This is a genomic window from Pseudomonas zhanjiangensis (assembly GCF_041027545.1).
Taxonomy (GTDB): domain Bacteria; phylum Pseudomonadota; class Gammaproteobacteria; order Pseudomonadales; family Pseudomonadaceae; genus Aquipseudomonas; species Aquipseudomonas zhanjiangensis.
In genome coordinates this window covers 41,474-60,818 of the sequence record NZ_JBFTEG010000020.1, presented here as the reverse complement: position 1 = coordinate 60,818, position 19,345 = coordinate 41,474, and the positions used below count along the sequence as shown (strand labels likewise).

General features: G+C 64.2%; 17 protein-coding genes. 8 read left to right on the top strand and 9 right to left on the bottom strand.

What is annotated here, in order from left to right; genetic code table 11:
- Nucleotides 1–85: 85 nt before the first annotated feature.
- Nucleotides 86–640 carry a hypothetical protein gene (locus tag AB5S05_RS19190; protein WP_369289130.1) on the top strand — a complete coding sequence of 185 codons (555 nt, stop codon included), beginning with the start codon at nucleotides 86–88 and terminating at the stop codon, nucleotides 638–640.
- A gap of 55 nt (nucleotides 641–695) precedes the next feature.
- Here the strand turns inward: AB5S05_RS19190 and AB5S05_RS19185 are convergent, their stop codons facing one another.
- The 6 genes from AB5S05_RS19185 to AB5S05_RS19160 all read right to left on the bottom strand — a co-directional run bounded on the left by AB5S05_RS19185 (nucleotide 696) and on the right by AB5S05_RS19160 (nucleotide 6,048).
- The gene (locus AB5S05_RS19185; protein ID WP_369289129.1) at nucleotides 696–1,826 is read right to left on the bottom strand and encodes a GNAT family N-acetyltransferase; all 1,131 of its coding nucleotides are present in this window, start codon (nucleotides 1,824–1,826) and stop codon (nucleotides 696–698) included.
- A 94-nt stretch (nucleotides 1,827–1,920) separates the two neighbouring features.
- Complete coding sequence (locus AB5S05_RS19180; RefSeq protein WP_369289128.1) at nucleotides 1,921–3,186, bottom strand: OprO/OprP family phosphate-selective porin; 1,266 nt, start codon at nucleotides 3,184–3,186, stop codon at nucleotides 1,921–1,923.
- Between the two features lie 346 nt (nucleotides 3,187–3,532).
- A complete protein-coding gene (locus AB5S05_RS19175; protein ID WP_369289127.1) occupies nucleotides 3,533–3,973 on the bottom strand; it encodes a hypothetical protein in 441 nt (146 codons plus the stop codon).
- Nucleotides 3,974–4,088: 115 nt separating this feature from the next.
- Complete coding sequence (locus tag AB5S05_RS19170) at nucleotides 4,089–4,322, bottom strand: anti-sigma factor family protein (RefSeq protein WP_369289126.1); 234 nt, start codon at nucleotides 4,320–4,322, stop codon at nucleotides 4,089–4,091.
- Nucleotides 4,316–4,927: an RNA polymerase sigma factor gene (locus AB5S05_RS19165; protein ID WP_369289125.1), complete on the bottom strand. Its 612-nt coding sequence runs from the start codon at nucleotides 4,925–4,927 to the stop codon at nucleotides 4,316–4,318. The genes AB5S05_RS19170 and AB5S05_RS19165 overlap by 7 nt, the downstream gene beginning before the upstream one ends.
- Nucleotides 4,927–6,048, bottom strand: a complete 1,122-nt coding sequence (locus AB5S05_RS19160; RefSeq protein WP_369289147.1) for a beta-ketoacyl-ACP synthase III — start codon at nucleotides 6,046–6,048, stop codon at nucleotides 4,927–4,929. The genes AB5S05_RS19165 and AB5S05_RS19160 overlap by 1 nt, the downstream gene beginning before the upstream one ends.
- Nucleotides 6,049–6,530: 482 nt before the next feature.
- On the opposite strand from AB5S05_RS19160, the gene AB5S05_RS19155 reads away from it, so the two are divergent.
- From AB5S05_RS19155 to AB5S05_RS19145, 3 genes are all read left to right on the top strand, one after another.
- Nucleotides 6,531–9,170 carry a CHASE domain-containing protein gene (locus tag AB5S05_RS19155; RefSeq protein WP_369289124.1) on the top strand — a complete coding sequence of 880 codons (2,640 nt, stop codon included), beginning with the start codon at nucleotides 6,531–6,533 and terminating at the stop codon, nucleotides 9,168–9,170.
- Between the two features lie 107 nt (nucleotides 9,171–9,277).
- Nucleotides 9,278–10,351, top strand: coding sequence for an alpha/beta hydrolase family protein (locus AB5S05_RS19150; RefSeq protein ID WP_369289123.1), 1,074 nt, complete (start codon nucleotides 9,278–9,280; stop codon nucleotides 10,349–10,351).
- A 140-nt stretch (nucleotides 10,352–10,491) separates the two neighbouring features.
- Nucleotides 10,492–12,102, top strand: coding sequence for an FMN-binding glutamate synthase family protein (locus AB5S05_RS19145; protein WP_369289122.1), 1,611 nt, complete (start codon nucleotides 10,492–10,494; stop codon nucleotides 12,100–12,102).
- 1 nt (nucleotide 12,103) lies between these two features.
- Here the strand turns inward: AB5S05_RS19145 and AB5S05_RS19140 are convergent, their stop codons facing one another.
- A complete protein-coding gene (locus AB5S05_RS19140; protein ID WP_369289121.1) occupies nucleotides 12,104–13,750 on the bottom strand; it encodes a phytoene desaturase family protein in 1,647 nt (548 codons plus the stop codon).
- A 120-nt stretch (nucleotides 13,751–13,870) separates the two neighbouring features.
- On the opposite strand from AB5S05_RS19140, the gene AB5S05_RS19135 reads away from it, so the two are divergent.
- The 3 genes from AB5S05_RS19135 (at nucleotide 13,871) to AB5S05_RS19125 (ending at nucleotide 16,848) form a co-directional block, all read left to right on the top strand.
- Nucleotides 13,871–14,440, top strand: coding sequence for a PadR family transcriptional regulator (locus AB5S05_RS19135; RefSeq protein WP_369289120.1), 570 nt, complete (start codon nucleotides 13,871–13,873; stop codon nucleotides 14,438–14,440).
- Nucleotides 14,441–14,705: 265 nt separating this feature from the next.
- The gene (locus tag AB5S05_RS19130; RefSeq protein ID WP_369289119.1) at nucleotides 14,706–16,040 is read left to right on the top strand and encodes an OprD family porin; all 1,335 of its coding nucleotides are present in this window, start codon (nucleotides 14,706–14,708) and stop codon (nucleotides 16,038–16,040) included.
- A gap of 196 nt (nucleotides 16,041–16,236) precedes the next feature.
- Nucleotides 16,237–16,848, top strand: a complete 612-nt coding sequence (locus tag AB5S05_RS19125) for a LysE family translocator (RefSeq protein WP_369289118.1) — start codon at nucleotides 16,237–16,239, stop codon at nucleotides 16,846–16,848.
- Nucleotides 16,849–17,154: 306 nt separating this feature from the next.
- Here AB5S05_RS19125 and AB5S05_RS19120 read toward each other — a convergent pair whose 3' ends face one another.
- Both AB5S05_RS19120 and AB5S05_RS19115 read right to left on the bottom strand, forming a co-directional pair.
- Nucleotides 17,155–17,457 carry a cell division protein ZapA gene (locus tag AB5S05_RS19120; RefSeq protein WP_369289117.1) on the bottom strand — a complete coding sequence of 101 codons (303 nt, stop codon included), beginning with the start codon at nucleotides 17,455–17,457 and terminating at the stop codon, nucleotides 17,155–17,157.
- Nucleotides 17,454–17,699 carry a hypothetical protein gene (locus AB5S05_RS19115; RefSeq protein ID WP_369289116.1) on the bottom strand — a complete coding sequence of 82 codons (246 nt, stop codon included), beginning with the start codon at nucleotides 17,697–17,699 and terminating at the stop codon, nucleotides 17,454–17,456. The genes AB5S05_RS19120 and AB5S05_RS19115 overlap by 4 nt, the downstream gene beginning before the upstream one ends.
- 281 nt (nucleotides 17,700–17,980) lie before the next feature.
- Here AB5S05_RS19115 and AB5S05_RS19110 point away from each other — a divergent pair, with 281 nt between their 5' ends.
- The gene (locus tag AB5S05_RS19110; RefSeq protein ID WP_369289115.1) at nucleotides 17,981–19,330 is read left to right on the top strand and encodes an erythromycin esterase family protein; all 1,350 of its coding nucleotides are present in this window, start codon (nucleotides 17,981–17,983) and stop codon (nucleotides 19,328–19,330) included.
- Nucleotides 19,331–19,345: the final 15 nt, after the last annotated feature.

Here is a 19,345-nt window from a genome sequence, read left to right as displayed (position 1 = left end):
GCCGTCACTCAAGACTCATAAATTCGTCATCGAAGCGTAACGGCGCTCAGGCAGATTCTCCGCCACCCTAAGGAGGAGTCTCACCATGCCACTACGTTCCATGCTCAAACCCGTCGTCCTGGCCCTGCTCGCTGCCTCCATCAGCGCCTGCAGCCAGCACCCCGTCAGCCCCGCGAAGAGCGCCGCCGCTCCGAACAACGATGACTGGTACCAGGTCCGTACCGACAACGAACTCTACGTGTTCGACGACTACCAGGTATTCCGCGATTTTCTCGCAACCGGCAAGGCGCCCTACCTGAAAGACCTGGAGCAGAAGGACAAGTATGGCCAGGCGGTCATCCTCGCCCTGCGCGCCGAGGATCAAGGCAAGCCGCTGGAGCAGATTGCCGCCTACCAGTTCCTCACTGTCAGCCTGGTGCCGGCCTTTCCGTTCTATGGCGAGATCCGCCAGGATGGCGTGATCTATGTGTTCCAGCGCTACGGTGACATGATCGACACCATCAGCCTGCGCGAGCCGATCTTCCGCCACACCGAGATCGGCTCCGGGCCGAACGGCGAGCGGGTCGTCTACGGCATGATCAAGGAAGAGAGCAAGCCGCTCGCGCTGATCGAGAAGTTTCAGGCCAAGTACAAACGCTGAACCGCTGCTTCGCCGAGACTCCACGCCCGACGCCCCTCCAGGCGCCGGGCGTTTTTCATTGAGCGCCCTGCCGATAGGGCAACAGCGCCCGCGCCCGCTCGGCGTAATCGCGCACCCCGGCCCGCTCCTGCTGGAGAAAGTCCGCCACTGCCGTGCGCAACCCCGGATGACAGAGGTAGTGCCAGGAACGGGTCAGCACCGGCTCGAAGCCGCGGATCAATTTGTGCTCGCCCTGGGCTCCGGCGTCGAAGCGTTGCAAGCCATGGGCGATCGCGTAGTCCATGCCCTGGTAGAAGCAGGTCTCGAAATGCAGGCGGTCGAACTCGGCCAGGCAGCCCCAGTAACGCCCGTACAGGCTGCCGCCGCCGACCAGACTGAAGGCCATGGCCACCGCCCGACCGTTCTGGCGCGCCAGCACCAGGCGCAGCGCCTCGGGCATGCGCTCGGCCAGCAGGCTGAAGAACGCCCGGTTCAGGTAGGGCGCCTGACCCCGCACCCGATAGGTGTTGGCGTAGCACTGGTAAACGAAGTCCCACTCGGCCTCATTCAGCTCATCGCCCCGACGCCAGGCGAAGTCGATGCCCTGCCCTGCCACCTGCTCGCGCTCCTTGCGGATCTGCTTGCGCTTGCGCGAACTCAGGGTATCGAGGAAATCCTGAAAGTCCCGGTAGCCGGGGTTGCGCCAGTGGAACTGACAGCCGAGTCGCTCCAGCCAGCCGTCACGCCCACGCAGCAGCGCATCGGCGGCCGGATCGGTGAAATTGATGTGCAACCCCGACAGCCCCTGTTGCTCCAGACTCCCGGTCAGCTCGTCGAGTAGCTGCGCCGCCGCCTGCGCATCGCCCAGCAGGCGCGGACCGCCGACCGGGGAGAAGGGAACCGCACCAAGCAACTTGGGGTAATAGGCGATACCGGCGCGCAGGCAGGCGTCGGCCCAGCCGTGGTCGAACACGTACTCGCCATAGGAATGCTGCTTGAGATAGGCCGGCAGCGCCGCCAGCGGTCGCCCATGGTCATCCAGCCACAACCTATGGGCCGGCCGCCAGCCGCTGCCGGAGCCGACGCTGCCACTGTCTTCCAGGGCGCCAAGAAAAGCGTGCCGCAGCAGTGGTTGCTCGCTCCCATGCAGGGCATCCCAGAGGTTGGCATCGAGCTCGGCGAGGCGTGACAGGCTGACGATAGGCATGGCCGCAGTCTGGCCGTTTCTGCGGACGAAAAAAAGCCCCGCTCGGGGCGGGGCTTCAAGGGAGCAGTGATCGTTATAGTAGGCGGCTACCTGCTTAGAACACGTACTGCACGCGCAGGCTAATGGCGTCGCCATCGTCGTCGCCGTTGGCGTTGGAGGTATTGTCGACCTTGGCCTTGATGTAGTTGGCGGCGACCTTGACCGACTCGTTGGCATACCAGTTCACACCCAGGGTGTGCAATTTGCCTTCGGTGTCGGTGAAGCCGCTTTCCTCGGCTTGCAGGTTGTCGTAGCGGTACACCAGTTCCCAGGCGCCGGTCTGCTTGTTGGTCGGCTTGATGGCATCGAACTTGGCGCCGTCCAGCTTGTAACCGCGCGCTTCGCCGGTCAGGGTGTAGGCCAGCTGCACATTGTAGCCGGTGGCTTCACGATCGCCGCGTGCCGAGCCGGACTTGGCATCGATGTCGCGCACCAGGTATTCGCTCTGCACCGAGAACGGGCCCATGGCATAGGCGAATTCGGCGCCCCAGGCGCTGTCGCCGTCGAACTGACCAGCCACGCCGGGAGCGAAGATGATGCGGTCCTGCTTGTTCTTGCCGTTTTCGGTCATGCCACGCACGTTCATACGCGAACGCACACGGCCGTCGAAGTCTTCCACTTCACGCTGGGCATAGTTCAGACCGAAGTGCAGCACGTTACCCGGCTCGGCCATGGGGGCAATCACGCCACGCAGGTTGAAGCCGCCGTTGGACTGGCCGTCAGCATCCTCGTTCTCGGTGCCTTCGCGGTGGAAGTAACCGGCCGAGCCGTAGACCATACCGGCAGTCATGCCGGATACTTGAACGCCCATGCCATCGGATTTGTCGTTGACCCAGTCGGCCAGGTCATAGATCGCAGAGCGCTCGATGGTGGTGATCCACTTGGAGCTGGTGGCTTTTTCCAGGCCGAAGTCCGGATCGAAGCGACCGACCTTGAGGGTCAGTGGGCTGAAGCCGGTGTAGGCGATGGAAGCCTCGTCCACCTTGCTGTTACCGTTGTCGGCAGCGAAGTCCACGTTGAGGGCGTACTTGAAGTCCTGGTAGGCGACGCCGCTGAGCTCGATGTAGGCGCGGCGGAAATAGGGCTCGTCGCCACGATTGCCATTGGCGGTGTAGAGGCCATCGAAGCTGTCGAAGTCGGCCTGCAGGCGACCACCCAGCTTGAAGCCGAAGGACTTGTCGGTGGTAGCGACTTCCAGGCCGCCCTTGGTCTTGATCACGATATCGGTGCCGTCGGTGGTGACGGTGCCGGCGAAAGCCTGGGCGGAAACGGCCAGAGTCAGGGCGCTGGCTGCGAAACCGGCGAAGTGCTTACGGATCATCGAAGATTCCCCTAATGGACTTTAAGTGTTGAAAACACCCGAGCGTTCGCGCTCGTTCGTGCTGGTGGGGATCTTGGCGGCGGGTTATTTCACGGCGATTGCTGATATATAAATGTTTTGTGACATGGGAACTTTTTTACTTCGATTGACTATAAGCGACGGAGCGCTCTAGCACGGGGCAGCGCCCATAACCTCATTGGCCTTCAGCGTTGATTTGTGGGCTCGCATAGCAAGCGGCGGATAGCCTGTGAAGCGTCGCCCTGCCAAGGCGCAAGGCGCTATAGGCCGCACCGCTGCACGCCGCCAGAGACTTGCTGCGCAGGCGCCCGGAGGGGAAGCAACGGATTCAGCGCTTGGGCTGTTTACTCTGGACGGCGATCTGGGCGTACCAGGCCTCCAGCATCTCGCTACGCTCACCGCCGGCCACCCGCCGCAGCTCGCGTCGCGCCAGCGCCCGCTCGACGCCATGGCGCACCAGATAGACCAGCAGGTCGTCGAACAACAGCCGCTGGCGGTCCCCGTACGCCGAATGGTCTCGTCGCGAAGCGCAGTTCACCAGCAAGGTGGAGCCGCACACGCAGTTGCGGAAGACTTCGACCAGCGGTCCTTCGTCGTCGTCGACGGCCTTGAGCCCGGTGATATCGGGGCGAATCGCCTGGGTCTGCTGGAAGTAGTCGGCCTCGCTGGCATACTCGCGACCACAGCTGCGGCAGCGTTTGGGAAATCGGTCATCGGCAAGCGCCTGGAGGTTGGCAAACCAGGCATCGTGGTTGGCAATCATCGGCATCCTGGCCTCCCGGATCGAGATAAGACGAGTCCGTTTAGCATAGGCGCAAGCGCACGCGGCGCCAGGCGGCGGCACGCTGGAAATGGCTGCATCCTGAGCGATCCAGCTACGGCGCTCAGCGCTGCAGGCGGCGCTGTTCGGCCAGCCGTGCCGAAAGCTCCTCCAGTTCGGGGATGGCCTGCTCTGGCAGTGCGCGCAATACCCGCTGGCTCAGGCGCATCTGCCGGATGAAACGCCGACAGCGGTAGCACATGGCCAAATGCATGCGCACCGCCAAGCGCTGCCTTAGATTCAACTGACTGTCCAGAAAATCGCTGGAGTTCGCCACCAGTTCCTTACAACTCAGCATTGGCCGGTCTCCTCGAAATGTTCCAGGGTGGCGAACACCTTCAACCGTGCCCTATGCAGCAACACCCGGACATTGGAGAGCGATATCTCCAAAAGATTACAGATTTCCTCAAGTTCCAGGCCCTGGCGCTCGCGCAGCAGCAGCACGCTGCCCTGCAGTTCCGAGAGGCTGGTCAGGGTCTTCTCCAGGCATTCGCGCAGCTCCTGCTCGGCGAGCAGTGCCTCCGGGGTGTCCTGGTGCCAGGCGTAGGGCTCCAGTAGCCAGTGGCCATCGTCGCTGAAACGCTCCTCGCCCACCGAACCATGGGGTCCCGGCAGATCGTCCAGCAGCACCTCCCGGCGGTTTTGCTTGAGGCGGGTCTTGGCGGTGTTGGCGGTGATAGTCAGCAACCAGGTCTTGAGGCTGGATCGTCCCTGGAAGCCATCCAGACTGCGCACCACCGCGAGCCAGGCATCCTGTACCACCTCGTCGGCATTGCGACTGCCGACGATGGCGAACGCCACCGCGCGCATCGCGCCCTGATAGGTGGCGACCAGTTCGCGGAAGGCCTTCTGCTCGCCGGCCAGCAGCCGGCTGAGCAGGGCACTATCGGCCGGATACTGCATTATGTCTTACGCAGAATGACGCTGCCGATCGAGTAACCGGCGCCAAACGAGCTGAGCACACCCAGCGCGCCACTGGGCAGATCGTCCTGGTGCTTGTGCAGGGCGATCACCGAGCCGGCCGAACTGGTGTTGGCGTAGGTATCGAGAATCACCGGCGCCTCCTGTGGCTCGGCATCGCGGCCGAGCAGCTTGCGCGCGATCAACAGGTTCATGTTGAGGTTGGCCTGGTGCAGCCAGAAGCGTTTGACGTCGGCCACGTTCAGCTGATTCTCCGCCAGGTGCGCGGCAATCAGCTCGGCCACCATCGGACAGACTTCCTTGAACACCTTGCGGCCTTCCTGGACGAACAGCTTGTCCGGTGCGCCAATGCCCTCTTCCGCGGCCCGGTTGAGGAAGCCGAAGTTGTTGCGGATGTTATTGCTGAACTGGGTAATCAGCTTGGTGCTGACGATATCGAACTGGTGCGCAGAAGTAGCCTGGTCGGCGCGCTCGATGACCACCGCGGTGCAGGCATCGCCAAAGATGAAGTGACTGTCACGGTCGCGGAAGTTCAGGTGGCCGGTGCAGATCTCCGGGTTGACCATCAGGATCGCCCGCGCCTGACCTAGCTGGACGCTGTTGGCCGCCGCCTGGATGCCGAAGGTGGCCGAGGAGCATGCCACGTTCATGTCGTAACCGAAGCCCTGAATACCCAGGGCCGCCTGCACTTCGATGGCCACCGCCGGGTAGGCGCGCTGCAGGTTGGAGCAGGCGACAATCACCCCGTCGATGTCCGCTACGCTCTTGCCGGCGCGGGCCAGGGCTTCGCCCGCTGCCGCGATGGCCATCTCGCAGAGAATGCCCCACTGTTCGTTGGACCGCTCGGGGATCCGCGGCACCATGCGCTGCGGGTCGAGAATGCCCTCCTTGTCCACCACGAAGCGACTCTTGATCCCCGAGGCGCGCTCGATGAAGGCGCTGCTCGATTCGGTCAGGGCCTCGACCTCGCCGCTGGCGATCTTCGCGGCGTTATCGGCATTGAACTGCTCGACGTAGGCGTTGAAAGACGCCACCAGCTCATCATTGGAAATGCTGTTGGCCGGGGTGTACAGGCCGGTACCGCTGATGACGACGTTATGCACGGTCATTCCTCTATCCACGTTGCCGCAAGGAGCGGACGATTATGCTGACGCCTGTGGCGGCTGGCCATAGGCACAAGATGCTGGACACTGCCGGGCAATCCCACTGATCGGCCCAGCGCAAAACGTAGAGTTTGCCACAGCCGAGGCGGCTGCGCCCGCCACTCAAACAAGCGTCTGACCAAGCACCCTTGGCAATCGCCAGGGCGCGTAGTGCCAAACAATCCCTGGAGCAGTGTAGCGAGCCCGCAATGGCTGAATGATGCGCCCAGCACATTATTGCCCTTCCGCCGACACGCCAATGAAACTATCCTGCGGACGAGGCCGGGACCCGCATGGCCCATCGTCAGGATCCCGCCGCCAGGCTGGACCCACTCCCCCGTGAACCCTGTGCCACCGGCGACCCTGCTCAAGTGGCGTGCGCTGCTGCCTCAACCAGGCGCCAGCACATCGCGGTTGCCCCATGCTGCGGAGCCGACTACTGCATGCTATCCCTTCCCGCCTTCGCGACAGGCCTGCCGGCCCGGGTATTGCTGCTCGCCCTCGCCTATGCCGTGTCCGGCCATCTGGCGCTGATGCTGGCCATTCCCCCCGGTTTTGCCAGCGCCATCTTCCCGCCGGTGGGCATCGCCCTGGCGGCGGTGCTGATCTGGGGTTACCCGATGCTTGCCGGGGTGTTCCTCGGCTCGACTCTGCTCAACCTCAGCATCGGCTTCAGCGGCTTTGAACACCTCAGCCTGAAGGGCCTGCTGATCGCCATGGGGATCGCCCTGGGCACGTCCGTGCAGAGCCTGATCGGCGCCTGGCTGATCCGCCGCTTCGTCGGCTTTCCGACCCCGCTCGATACCGAACGCAGCATTTTCCTGCTGCTGATGCTCGGCGGCCCGCTGGCCTGCCTGATCAGCGCCAGCGCCGGCGTTGGGGTGCTTTACGCCGGCCAGGCCATCAGTGGCGCACAGGTTTCCTTCAGCTGGTGGACCTGGTGGGTCGGCGACTGCATCGGCGTGCTGATCGCCACGCCCCTGATGTTTATCCTGTTCGCCGAACCGCGTGCGCTCTGGCGCAGTCGGGCGACCAGCGTCGGCCTGCCGCTGCTGGTCAGCTGCGCCATCATGGTGCTGATCTTCATCCGTGCCGGCACGGCGGAGCAGGACAATTTGCGTCTGCGCACCCACGAGCAGGCGAAGATGATGGCCGCGACCCTGAAGTTCCGCTTCGAGCTGTACAACCGGGCGCTGCAGTCGATCGAGCGCCTGTTCGCGGCCTCGCAACAGGTCAGCCGCGACGAGTTCGCGACCTTCGTCGGGCGCTTGCCCATCGCCTATCCGGGCATTCTGGCCCTGAGCTGGAATGCCCGGGTCAGCGCAGACCAGCGATCGGCCTATGAAAGCGAGATGGCCGCCGCCGGCTTTGCCGACTTCCAGATCCGCCAGCGCGACAGCCTCGGCGCCCTGCTACCGGCAGAGCAGCGCGGCAGCTACGTCCCGGTCACCTTTATCGAGCCCTTTGCCAGCAATGCGCCGGCTGTGGGCTACGACGTCGCCTCCGACCCGACCCGCCGCGCCGCCCTGGAGCGCGCGCGCGACAACGCCACGGCGGCAATGACTGCGCCGATCGGCCTGGTTCAGGATGATCGCCAGCAACCCGGCGTCCTGCTGTTCTACCCCCTGTACCGCAGCCACCAGCCGCCTGCCGAGCTGGTCGAGCGCCGCCGCCAGCTAAGGGGCTACGCCGTCGCCGTGATCCGGACCGACCAGCTGGTCGACTTCGCGCTCGGCAACTACCCGAGGCAGGACTTCCACCTGCGCCTTAGCGACATCAGCGAGCCCGATCCCATGCCCCTGTATGGCCAGGATCTGGCCGCCTTGCCGGCCTATGCCCAGCCACTGGTCTGGCAGGAAGACTGGGACCAGGGCGGGCGCAGGCTGCGCATCGAGATAGCGCCCAGCGAGGCGTTTCTGCTCGAGCAACGCAGCCTGCAATCCTGGGCCGTGCTGGCCGGCGGACTGGTATTGTGCAGCCTGCTCGGCGGGCTCCTGCTGACCATCACCGGGCGCGCCGAGCAGGTCAGGCGCCAGGTCGAACAACGCACCCTGGAGCTGAGTGCCATCCTGGAACATGCCGCCGAAGGCATCCTGATCTTCGATCAGCAGGGCCTGATCGAACGGGCCAACCCGGCCAGTGCGGACTTGTTCGGCTACCGGATCGAAGAACTGGCCGGGCAGCCTATCGGCCGGCTGATTCCGGCGCTGCACGGGTGCAGCGCGGCGACCCTGCAGGCGCAGCTCGGGCGTGCCCGTGAAGTCAGTGGCAGCCATGCCTGCAACCAACAACTGGAGCTGGAAATCAGCCTCGGCAGCTATGAGCTGCCCGGACGCCGCCTGTACATCTGCATGCTGCATGATATCGGCGAACGCAAGCGGGTCGAGCGTCTGAAAAGCGAATTCATCGCCACCGTCAGCCATGAGCTGCGCACGCCGCTGACCTCGATCAAGGGCTCGCTCGGCCTGCTCGGCGCGGGCGCGGTCGGCGAACTACCGCCGCAGGTCCATGACCTGGTCAGGATCGCGCAGAGCAATTCGGAGCGCCTGGTCTGCCTGGTCAACGACATTCTCGATGTCGAGAAGCTCGAGTTCGGTCAGGCCGGCATCAACCTCAGCTGCACCGACCTGCGGCCACTGCTGCACGAGGCGCTGGCGCACAACCTGGGCTATGCCGACGCCTTCCAGGTTCGGCTGCAGCTGGACGACAGCGCACTGCCCGCCCAGGTGATGGTCGAGGTCGACACCCTGCGCCTGCAACAAGTGCTGAGCAACCTGATCGCCAATGCGGTGAAGTTCTCGGAACCGCAGCAGCAGGTCGATATCTCGGCGGCAATCGTCGATGCCAGCGTGCGCATCCAGGTGCGCGATCACGGCCCCGGTATTCCCGACGAGTTCCGCCCGCGCATCTTCCAGAAATTCGCCCAGGCCGATGCATCCGACAGCCGCCGGCGCGGCGGCACCGGCCTCGGCCTGAGTATCTGCAAGACCCTGGTGGAACGCATGCACGGGCAGATCGGCTACAGCAGCGTGGTCGACCAGGGCAGCACCTTCTATTTCAGCCTGCCACTGAGCCATGCCTGAGCCGGCGGTGGGACCTACACGGCCATCACCCGTCCGGGCGATGGCCGCCGTCACGGCCAACCGTATGCTCTGCCGACCCCACACAACAACAATACCGGGTCGACACCATGCACAAACTCCTTCTGCTGCTCCTGTTGGCAATGCACTCCGCAGCCAATGCCGCCACCGGCGTGTTTCCGGCCAGCACCTTCAACAACCTCGATCACGGCCTGTACTGGTTCGGCTACGGCGATAGCTGGCAGAAAGCGGTGCCAGGCAACAGCAACGCCTATTACAGCCCGAGCAAGCCGACCCTGATCTACGTCCACGGCTGGCAGAATGGTTCGTCGGTCAACCAGAACCGCGAGACCTTCAATCGTGAGGACGCCGGCGGCCCCAACCTGGACCTGGCCCATGCCTGGCTGGCGGCGGGCTACAACGTCGGCATCCTCTATTGGAACCAGTTCGCCGACGAAGGCGAGGTCAAGGACGCCGAGGCCAAGATCTGGACCGCCAGCGGCCCCCGCGCCATGCGCTGGCGCAACGCCAGCGGCGCCTACAGCAGCGGGCCGGCACAATCGGCCGGCGACCTGCTGTTCCAGAGCTACAAGGACAACCTGGCCGGCTACAGTGGCAACAATATTCGCCTGCTCGGTCACTCCCTGGGCAACCAGATGGCCATCGTCCTGACCAAGAAGATCAGCGACGCGGTCAGCGCCGGGACCGTCAACAGCAAGCTGCTGCCCAAGCGCGTCGCCCTGCTCGATCCCTTCTACTCCAACTACGCCAAGAGCTACCTGGGCAACAAGTGGGTCGGCGAGGTCTGCCGCAATTACGTCAGCGAGCTCAAGACCAAGGGCGTGATCTTCGAGGCCTACCGATCTTCCGGGGCCAGCAGCACCGGCTTTATCGGCGACAGCAACAGCGGCCTGATGAACATGACCGCCTTCAGCGAACTCAAGCCCTGGTACTTCAACAGCGTGCAACTGACCGAGAAGCACAACGCCGCGGTCTGGCACTACTTGTGGTCGTTCGGCTTCAACCCACCGCTGATCACCGGCAGCAGCAACCAGGCCGCCTCGGCCAGCACCTCCGACAGCCGCATAAACACCCTGATGAACGGCAGCCAGAAACTGGTGCACGACCAAGGCGCCTATACCAAGGAACCCTCGGACGACAACTTCAAACAGACTGCCCGCTGACCGCCATCACGCCGCCCCGCTGCCCGGGGCGGCTCAATCCTGCGCCCGTGTCCTGGCTGGCGCGGCTAACGCCAGTCTCGACGAATCGCCGCTTAGCCATCTACATTGCCTGTTTGAGCCTCTGCGCCGCAGGAACCCGCATGAACCTGTCACTGCTCAGCCGCTACGCCTTCTTCGTCTGCTGCGTACTATTCACCCTGGTCAGCCTGACCTTCCTCGAACATCAATGGTTGTGGCCCCTTAGCCTGCTCGGCGGCGTGCTCAGCCTGGTCGGCATCGGCGACCTGCTGCAGAGCCACCAGGCGATCCGCCGCAACTACCCGATCCTCGGCAATATTCGCTATCTGGTCGAAGGCATCCGCCCGGAAATTCGCCAGTATCTGCTGGAAGCCGACCGCGAGCAGCTGCCCTTCTCCCGCGCCCAGCGTTCGCTGGTCTATGCCCGGGCCAAGGACCAGATCGCCGACAAGCCCTTCGGCACCCTGATCGATGTGTACCAGAACGGCTTCGAGTTCATCGGTCACTCCATGCGGCCGGCGCCCCTGAGCGACCCCAACGGCTTTCGCGTGAGCATCGGCGGGCCGCAATGCCGCCAGCCCTACTCGGCTTCGCTGCTCAACATCTCGGCGATGAGCTTCGGCGCGCTTAGCGCCAACGCCATCCGTGCGCTGAACAAGGGTGCCAAGCTGGGCAACTTCGCCCACGACAGCGGCGAAGGTGGTATCAGCCCCTACCACCTCGAGCATGATGGCGACCTGATCTGGGAGCTGGGCAGCGGCTATTTCGGTTGCCGCGGCAGCGACGGCCAGTTCGACCCCGACCGCTTCGCCGAACAGGCCCGCCTGCCGCAGGTACGGATGATCGAGATCAAGTTGAGTCAGGGCGCCAAGCCCGGCCACGGTGGCATCCTGCCCAAGCACAAGGTCACCGCGGAAATATCCCGGGCTCGCGGCGTGCCCATGGGCGAGGACTGCGTCTCGCCGGCCCGCCACAGCGCCTTCAGCACGCCGATCGAACTGCTGCAGTTCATCGCCCGCCTGCGCGAGCTGTCCGGCGGCAAGCCGGTGGGCTTCAAGCTGTGCCTGGGCCACCCGTGGGAGTTCATGGGCATCGCCAAGGCCATGCTGGAGACCGATATCCTCCCCGACTTCATCGTCGTCGACGGCAAGGAAGGCGGCACCGGCGCCGCGCCACTGGAGTTCACCGACCATATCGGCGTGCCCATGCGCGAGGGTTTGCTGTTCGTGCACAACACCCTGGTCGGGCTGAACCTGCGCGACAAGATCAAGCTCGGCGCCAGCGGCAAGATCGTCAGCGCCTTCGACATCGCCTGCGTGCTGGCGATCGGCGCCGACTGGGCCAACTCCGCCCGCGGCTTCATGTTCGCCGTCGGCTGCGTACAGAGTCGCTCCTGCCACACCAACAAGTGCCCGACCGGGGTGGCCACCCAGGATCCGCTGCGCCAGCGCGCGCTGGTGGTGGCGGACAAGGGCCAGCGGGTCTACAACTTCCACCGCCACACCCTTCAGGCCCTGGCCGAGATGCTCGCCGCGGCGGGCCTCGACCATCCGGCGCAGCTGAATGCCCACCATCTGGTGCGGCGCATCTCCGCCAGCGAAATCAAGCTGTTCGCCCAGGAGCATGTCTACCTCAAGCCGGGCGACTTGCTGGGCGAGACGATCGAGGGCGAGTTCTATCAACGGATGTGGAAGATGGCCCGCGCCGACAGCTTCGACGCCGCACCGAGCTGAGTCACCGACCAGCACCCTGAGAGGCCGACTGCCTCGCGGGCCGATAGACGCCGTCGAGCAACCGCTTCACTTGGTAGGCGCGCCAGCCGAGTAGGCGCGTGGCCGTCAGCACCCCGCCCATGAGCGCGCCACCGACCCCGGCGGTGACCACGTCCGAGCCGGTCAGGTAGAAGTTCTTGATCGGCGTCTGCGGGTGGATCCAGTGCTGTTCGAAGCGCTGCACCGTGTGCTCGATGCCGTAGATCTCGCCGCCCTGGTTCCACTGGAACCACTCGGTGGACAGCGGCGTGGACAGCTCGCAGTAGTCCAGGGCCGCGCGCAGCTGCGGCTGGTGCCGGTACAGCGCCTCCAGCAGCACCTCGCTGATGCGCTGCTTGAAGGCCTCGTAATCCTCGCCACGCTTGTTCCAGGTGCTGCCCTTCCACTGCTCAAACCACTGCGGGAAGCTCGGCGCGACTATCTCTACCGTCGACTTGCCGGGGTAGCGACGGTCCCAGTCCGGATCCTTGGCCGAGGGGAAGGAAATGTAGATCATCGGAAGATCCAGCCCGGGTGAATCCAGGAAGCGCTTGATGCTCAGGTCGTGGTCGAACTCGGGGTAGAGCCAGTAGTTGGTCTTGGGTAGCCCCAGGCTCGCGGCATCGCCCTTGAAGCCGGCATACAGGCAGACGTGGGAGGCCGAGGGCTCGACCTGCTGGAGCCGGTCCAGCAGGCCGTGGCGCCGGACCACCTCGGGCGGCAGCAGGCGCTGGTAGGTCGGCAGCAGGCCGGCGCAGCTGACGATCTTGTCGGCGGTGATCTGGTGGCCATCCTTCTCCAGGCGCACGCCGTAGGCGCGGTTGTCCTCGACCAGCACCTGCTCCACCCCGGCATAGGTGAACACATGGCCGCCGGCCGCCTCGATCACCGGGATGATGGTCTCGGCGAAGCGGATCGAGCCGCCCACCGGGTAGTTGCCACCGGTGATGTAATGCTTGGCGACCATGGCGTGCATCATGAACGCGGCTTGGGCCGGGGGCAGGCCGTAGTCACCCCACTGAGCGGTGAGCACGCCGATCAATTGCTGATTGTCGGTCAGTCCCTCCAGTACCTGACGGGTGCTCTGGAAGAAGTAGGCGGGGAACAGCCGACGGCGCAGGCGGTTGTAGAGCACGCCCAGCGCCCGGGGCAATGCCTGGCCGGCGAAGAAGCGCGGGATCCGCTGGCTGACCTCGCTGATCAGCTCGACGTAGCGGTCGATGGCCGCGCCTTCCTCGGGGAAGTGGCGCTTGATCTCGGCCTTGAAGGCGTCACGCCCGGCCAGGTAGCGGAACTGCTGGTCGCCGATGACGATGTGGTCGTAGTGCGCGTCCATCGGCGCCCACTGCAGCTGGCCGTCGCTGATCACGTCGAACACCCGGCGGATCATCGACCAGGGCTTGTGCACCTCACCGATGTAGTGCACCCCCACATCCCATTCGTAGCCCTCGCGCTGGTAGACGTGGGTGTAACCGCCGGCGGTGTAGTGCTGCTCCAGCACGCAGACCTTCTGCCCCGTCTTGGCCAGCAGCGCGGCAGTGCACAGGCCGCCAATGCCGGAACCGATGACGATGGCGTCGTAATGGTCGAGGGCCTTGAGCTTGCGAAAGCGGGTTCCAGTGCGTTTCATCGCGAGCTCCATGTCATTTTTGTTGTGCAAGTATTTGCATAGATAGACCAGACGCCTTGCAAATGCAACTTTTTGCATATCAGCCTAGAATGGCCGCACATCACCGATCACGGATTGTCCATGTCCCTGCGCCACGCCATCCTCACCCTGCTGGAGACCGAACCGGCCAGCGGCTACGACATCGTCAAACACTTCAAGCAGTCGCTCGGCTACTTCTGGAACGCCAAGCACCAGCAGGTCTACCAGGAGCTGCGCCGCCTGAGCGACGAGGGCTGGCTGCTCTGCGTCGAACAGGCCCAGAGCGACAAGCCGGACAAGAAGGTCTACAGCATCAGCCCCAGCGGCCGCGCCGAGCTCAAGCGCTGGCTGGCCGAGCCGGCCGCGCCGAACACGCTCAACGACGCGCTGCTGGTCAAGCTGTACGCCGGCGCCCTGGCCGAGCCGGCCGAGTTGCGCGTGGAGATGGCCCGCCATCGCGCCATCCACCAGGACACCCTAGACAGTCTGCAGGACATCGAGCAGCAGTACCTGGAACTCGACCCCGCCGAACAGGCCCGCCAGCGCCTGCCCTACCTGACCCTGCGCCGCGGCATCCTCGGCGAACGGGCCTGGCTAGCCTGGGCCGACGAAGTCGAGGCTGAACTGGCAGCACGCGCCGAGCAGCTGAACGCAGAAGCCTTTGACAAATAACAATAAAGGCCGACGAGAACCTGCCCAGTTACAATTCGGTTCATGCTGTAAGAACAAGCGCTAGTTCATCGCTGGCGACACAGCCAGAGCAATCGTATTTCCACCTCAAACAGTCTTTAGCCCAGCAACTAACACACCGAAAAACATCCACTTATCGGACAAACTTGTCGCTCTACTTGCGGAGGCTACGCTCTAAGGGTCAGTCAAGAAGTGCTGGTACTGGCACACCGAACAACAACCTCCGAGTTTCAAAGGGGAAGTACCAATGCGAACAATCACACTCAGTATCGTGGCGTTGGCAGTATCGACCGCCACCTTGCAAATGGCTTCTGCCAGCCAGCAAAGCGACTCGAACGGCTTTATCGCAGACAGCTCGCTCAACATCCTCAACCGCACTTTCTATTTCAACCGCGACTTCCGTAATGGCGGTTCCAATGGAGCCGGTACCAATGCATTCAAACCCGCATCCGAGCGCAATGGCTACCGCGAGGAGTTGGCCCATGCATTTATGCTCATGTACGAGTCCGGCTTTACTCAAGGCACGGTCGGCTTCGGCGTGGATGCCTACGGCTATCTGGGAATCAAGCTGGACAGTGGCGGTGGCCGTACCGGCACCTTCCTGCTGCCGGTAGGCAGCGATGGCCACCCTGAGGACGATTACAGCGAAACGGGCGGAGTCGTTAAAGTCAGACTCTCCAACACCGTGTTGAAAGTCGGCGAAAAACGCGTCGAGAACCCGGTAGTGGCGACCGGTGATGCACGCCTGATTCCGCAAACCGCTACCGGCATCTTCCTCACCAGCGACGAGATCGACAGCCTGAGTCTCGATGCCGGCCATATAACCGCGATGAACGAATTCGGCAGTACCAATTCCGACGGTGAACTGCAGATTCAATATGCCGGTAATGTCGGGGATACGGTGGACTGGGTCGGCGGCTCCTACAGCGCCGGCGACAACTTGAGTGTTAGCCTGTTCGCTTCTGAAGTAGAGGACACGTGGCACCGTTATTATGGCAATGCCAACTACAACATCCCGTTCAGCGACCGCAATGCCCTGAACTTCGATTTCAACATCTACCGCACTCTGGATGAAGGCAAGGCACTGGTCGGTGCCATCGAAAACACCACCTGGTCGCTGGCCTCCAAGTACAGCTTCGGCGCCCATGCACTGTCCTTAGCCTTCCAGAAGGTCGACGGCAATGACGGCTTCGACTATATCGGCTTCAACGCCATCTATTTGGCCAACTCGCTGCAATACTCCGACTTCAACGGCCCGCGCGAAGAGTCCTGGCAGGCACGCTACGACCTGAATATGGCCGACTATGGTGTACCGGGCCTGACCCTGATGGCGCGCTATGTCCGCGGCGACAATATCGACTACACCCAGGCCGACCCCTTGAGTGGCTTCTTGATAGCCGGGGGCGACGACGAGAACCACTGGGAGCGCGACCTGGAAGCCAAATATGTGGTGCAAGGTGGCGCCGCCAAGGACCTGTCCTTCCGCGTCCGCCAGGCAACTCACCGCAGCTCGTCCAACCAGATCGATGGCGACGTCGACGAGGTGCGTTTTATCGTCGAGTACCCATTGGGCGTGCTATGAAGACGACGCTCTGCGCGAGCGCCACTCAGCCTGCCGGGCTGCAGCGATGCTGCCCGGCTTCTTTTCGCCGCTACACCGCCCCTGGCCTGTCCCTCGAGCTGATTATCGGATAGCGACACCGCTCGCTTGACCGACGCTCATGCCGAGCATAAAAAGGGCGCGCGCCTCCCACAATTCACGCTGACGGACTCCATCCATGGCCTTGCACACCTGGTTGCTGTATCTCACCGCCGTCATCGGCCTGGCATTGACACCCGGTCCCAATGGCCTGCTGGCGCTGACCCACGGCGCGCTCTATGGCCACCGCAAGACCCTGTGGACAGTGAGCGGCGGGGTAATCGGCTTCGCCGTGCTGATGGCCCTGTCGATGTTCGGTATCGGTGCCCTGCTGCAAACCTCGGCCAACGCGCTGACCTTCCTCAAGTGGATCGGCGGTGCTTATCTGCTCTGGCTCGGCTTCCAGCTCTGGCGCGCCCCGCCGCTGCAGCTCGAAGCCCCCGTGCAGACCACCGGCAAAGCCGCCACCAGCCTGTTCCGCCAGGGCCTGCTGTCGGCGCTGTCCAATCCCAAGGTAATCCTGTTCTTCGGCGCCTTCCTGCCGCAGTTTCTCGACCCGCAAGGCGACCTCTGGCTGCAGTTTGCCGTGATGGCCTTGACCTTCGCGGTGGTCGAAGGCCTGGTCGAATACCTGCTGGCCCGCGCCGCCCACCGCATTCGCCCCTGGCTGACGCGCTGCGGCCGGGGTTTCAACCGCAGTTGCGGTGGTCTGTTCGCGCTGATGGGTGCGGCCCTGCCGATGGCCCGCTGAAGTACGGGTGCAAGGCGTTACCCTAGTCGATAGTTGAGGCACAGGTGCGGTAGCCAACTGCCGCATTTGCCTGGCGCTAGCACCTCAGCCCGCCGAGGAGCCATGGATTGCACCTGCCCCGCCGCATTGCTGTACTTCGTCGCCCAGTACCGATGGTTGTCTGGGCAGCCCCACTGGTCACGGGCCTGCTCGTCGGCCTGCGGGCCTGGCCGGCGTATCTGTGGGCACGCCGGCGTCCGGCCAAGCCGACGCACTAGCTGACCGGCGCAGAAGCGTCCAGGCCTGCAGCGACAAAATCCGCCGGCCTCACGCCTGACGGATCAGGCCGGCGATGTCATCGACCCGGGCGCGCAGGTCTCCCTCCAGGCGCTGAATTTCCAGGCGGTGGCGCTGCTCCTGCTCGAGTTGTTGCGCGCACAGCTTCAGGGCCGTCAGCACCAGCAGGCGTTCGCCGATCAGGGTTGGCGCGGCCGCCTTGGTTTCGGCCAGGAGCTTTTTCAGCAGCAATGCCGATTCACTCAGGGCCTGCTGCTTCCCGGCCGGGGCCTTGATGCTGTAGTCATTGCCGAGGATGGAAATGACCGTGATGGTTTCGCCGACCTGACTCATACCTGGGCAGCACTCGCATCGGCCTGGTTGCCGGAGGCCAGATCGACCAGGGCCTGGATGCGCACTGCGGCGCTGCTGTGCAGCTCCTCGTGCTCCAGCGCGCTCAGCTGCAGGGTCTCGTTCTCGTCCTTGACCTGCGCCAGCTCGGCACTCAGCTGTGCATTGGCGCCAAGCAGCGCCTTGTTCTCCTGCACCAGCTCGCCGACGAGGCGCTCCAACTGGCTGAGACTGTTTTCCAACATATTGAATACTCGTGCTTTTTGGCGGGGCGCCACAATAATGAAAAGCCTCGGCAGACGCCAGATGGCGAGTGACGTGGTCTGCGGCAATTTGGCTGCCAGCGCACCGCCATCCAGCCAAACGGGCGTCAGCGCGGCTGCCAAGCATGCCCGACTGCGACCGCCCAGCTGTGCCGCGAGTTCCCTGCGCACGTCACCCAGGGCGCGTTCGTCGTCACCGGCCCCGCATTCCCGGCAGGCCGCATTAGACTGAAAAGTGATCGATTCGCCGGTGGAGGTGCGCCATGAGCCCGTCAACCGAATCCACTGTGCCGGGCCTTCCGGCTGGGCACGGCAGCGAGCTGCCAGCGCTGATCCGCCAGTACGCAGAACCCTTGCCGGACCTGCAGGATCCGGCCTTCGCCGAGTTGTTCGACCGCTATGGCGACGCCCGCGTGGTCCTGATCGGCGAGGCCAGCCACGGCACCTCCGACTTCTATCGAACCCGCGCGGCCATCACCCAGCGTCTGATCGAGCGACACGGCTTCAACATTGTCGCGGTCGAGGCCGACTGGCCGGATGCCGCCCGCCTCGATCGCTTCGCCCGCCAGCGCGAAACCTCGGTCTGGAGCCAGACCGCCTTCGCCCGCTTCCCCAGCTGGATGTGGCGCAACACCGATGTCTCGCGCTTCATCCACTGGCTGCACCATCACAACCAGCGCCTGAGTGCCGAGCAGCGCGTGGAGTTTCGCGGCCTGGATGTCTACAGCTTGCGCAACTCGATCGACGAGGTGCTGCGCTACCTGGACCGGGTCGACCCACAACGGGCGCAGCAGGCACGCCGGCGCTACGGCTGCCTGTCGCCCTGGCAGGACGACCCGGCGCGCTATGGCCTGTATGTCGAGCACGGCAAGGCCGACTCCTGCGAGGACGCCGTGGTCGCGCAGCTCAACAGCCTGCTGAGCGAACGCCTGGAGGCCCTGGCGCAGGACGAGGAGGCACTGTTCAACGCCGCGCAGAATGCCCGCGTGGTACGTGCCGCCGAGCAGTACTATCGGGTCATGTACCGCGGCTCGGCGGCCTCCTGGAACCTGCGCGACCGGCATATGTTCGACACCCTGCAGACCCTGCTGGAGCATCGGGGAGAGCAGGCGAAGGCCGTGGTCTGGGCGCACAACTCGCACATCGGCAATGCCGCCGCCACCGCCATGGGCTGGCGCGGCGAGTTCAACATCGGTCAACTCAGCCGCCTGGCGTGGGGCCGCGACGCGGTGCTGATCGGCATGGGCACCGACCACGGCCGGGTCGCGGCCGCCGACGACTGGGATGGCCAGATGCAAATCAAGCAGGTGCGTGCGGCGCGGCCGGACAGCTGGGAATACCAGTTTCACCGCAACAGTCCCGGCGCCGCGCTGCTCGACTGGCGCGCCCCCGAGCGCCAGGACTTGCGCGAGGCGCTGTCGGTGCCGCTGCTGGAGCGCGCCATAGGCGTCATCTACCGGCCGCAGACCGAGCTACACAGCCACTACTTCGAGGCCGTGTTGGCCGATCAGTTCGACGCCTTCATCTGGCTCGATGAAACCGGCCCGATCAAGCCGCTGAGCGCCCCCGAAAGCGCGAGCCACGACGACGAGACCTATCCGTTCGGGATCTAGCGGTCGGCACTGGCG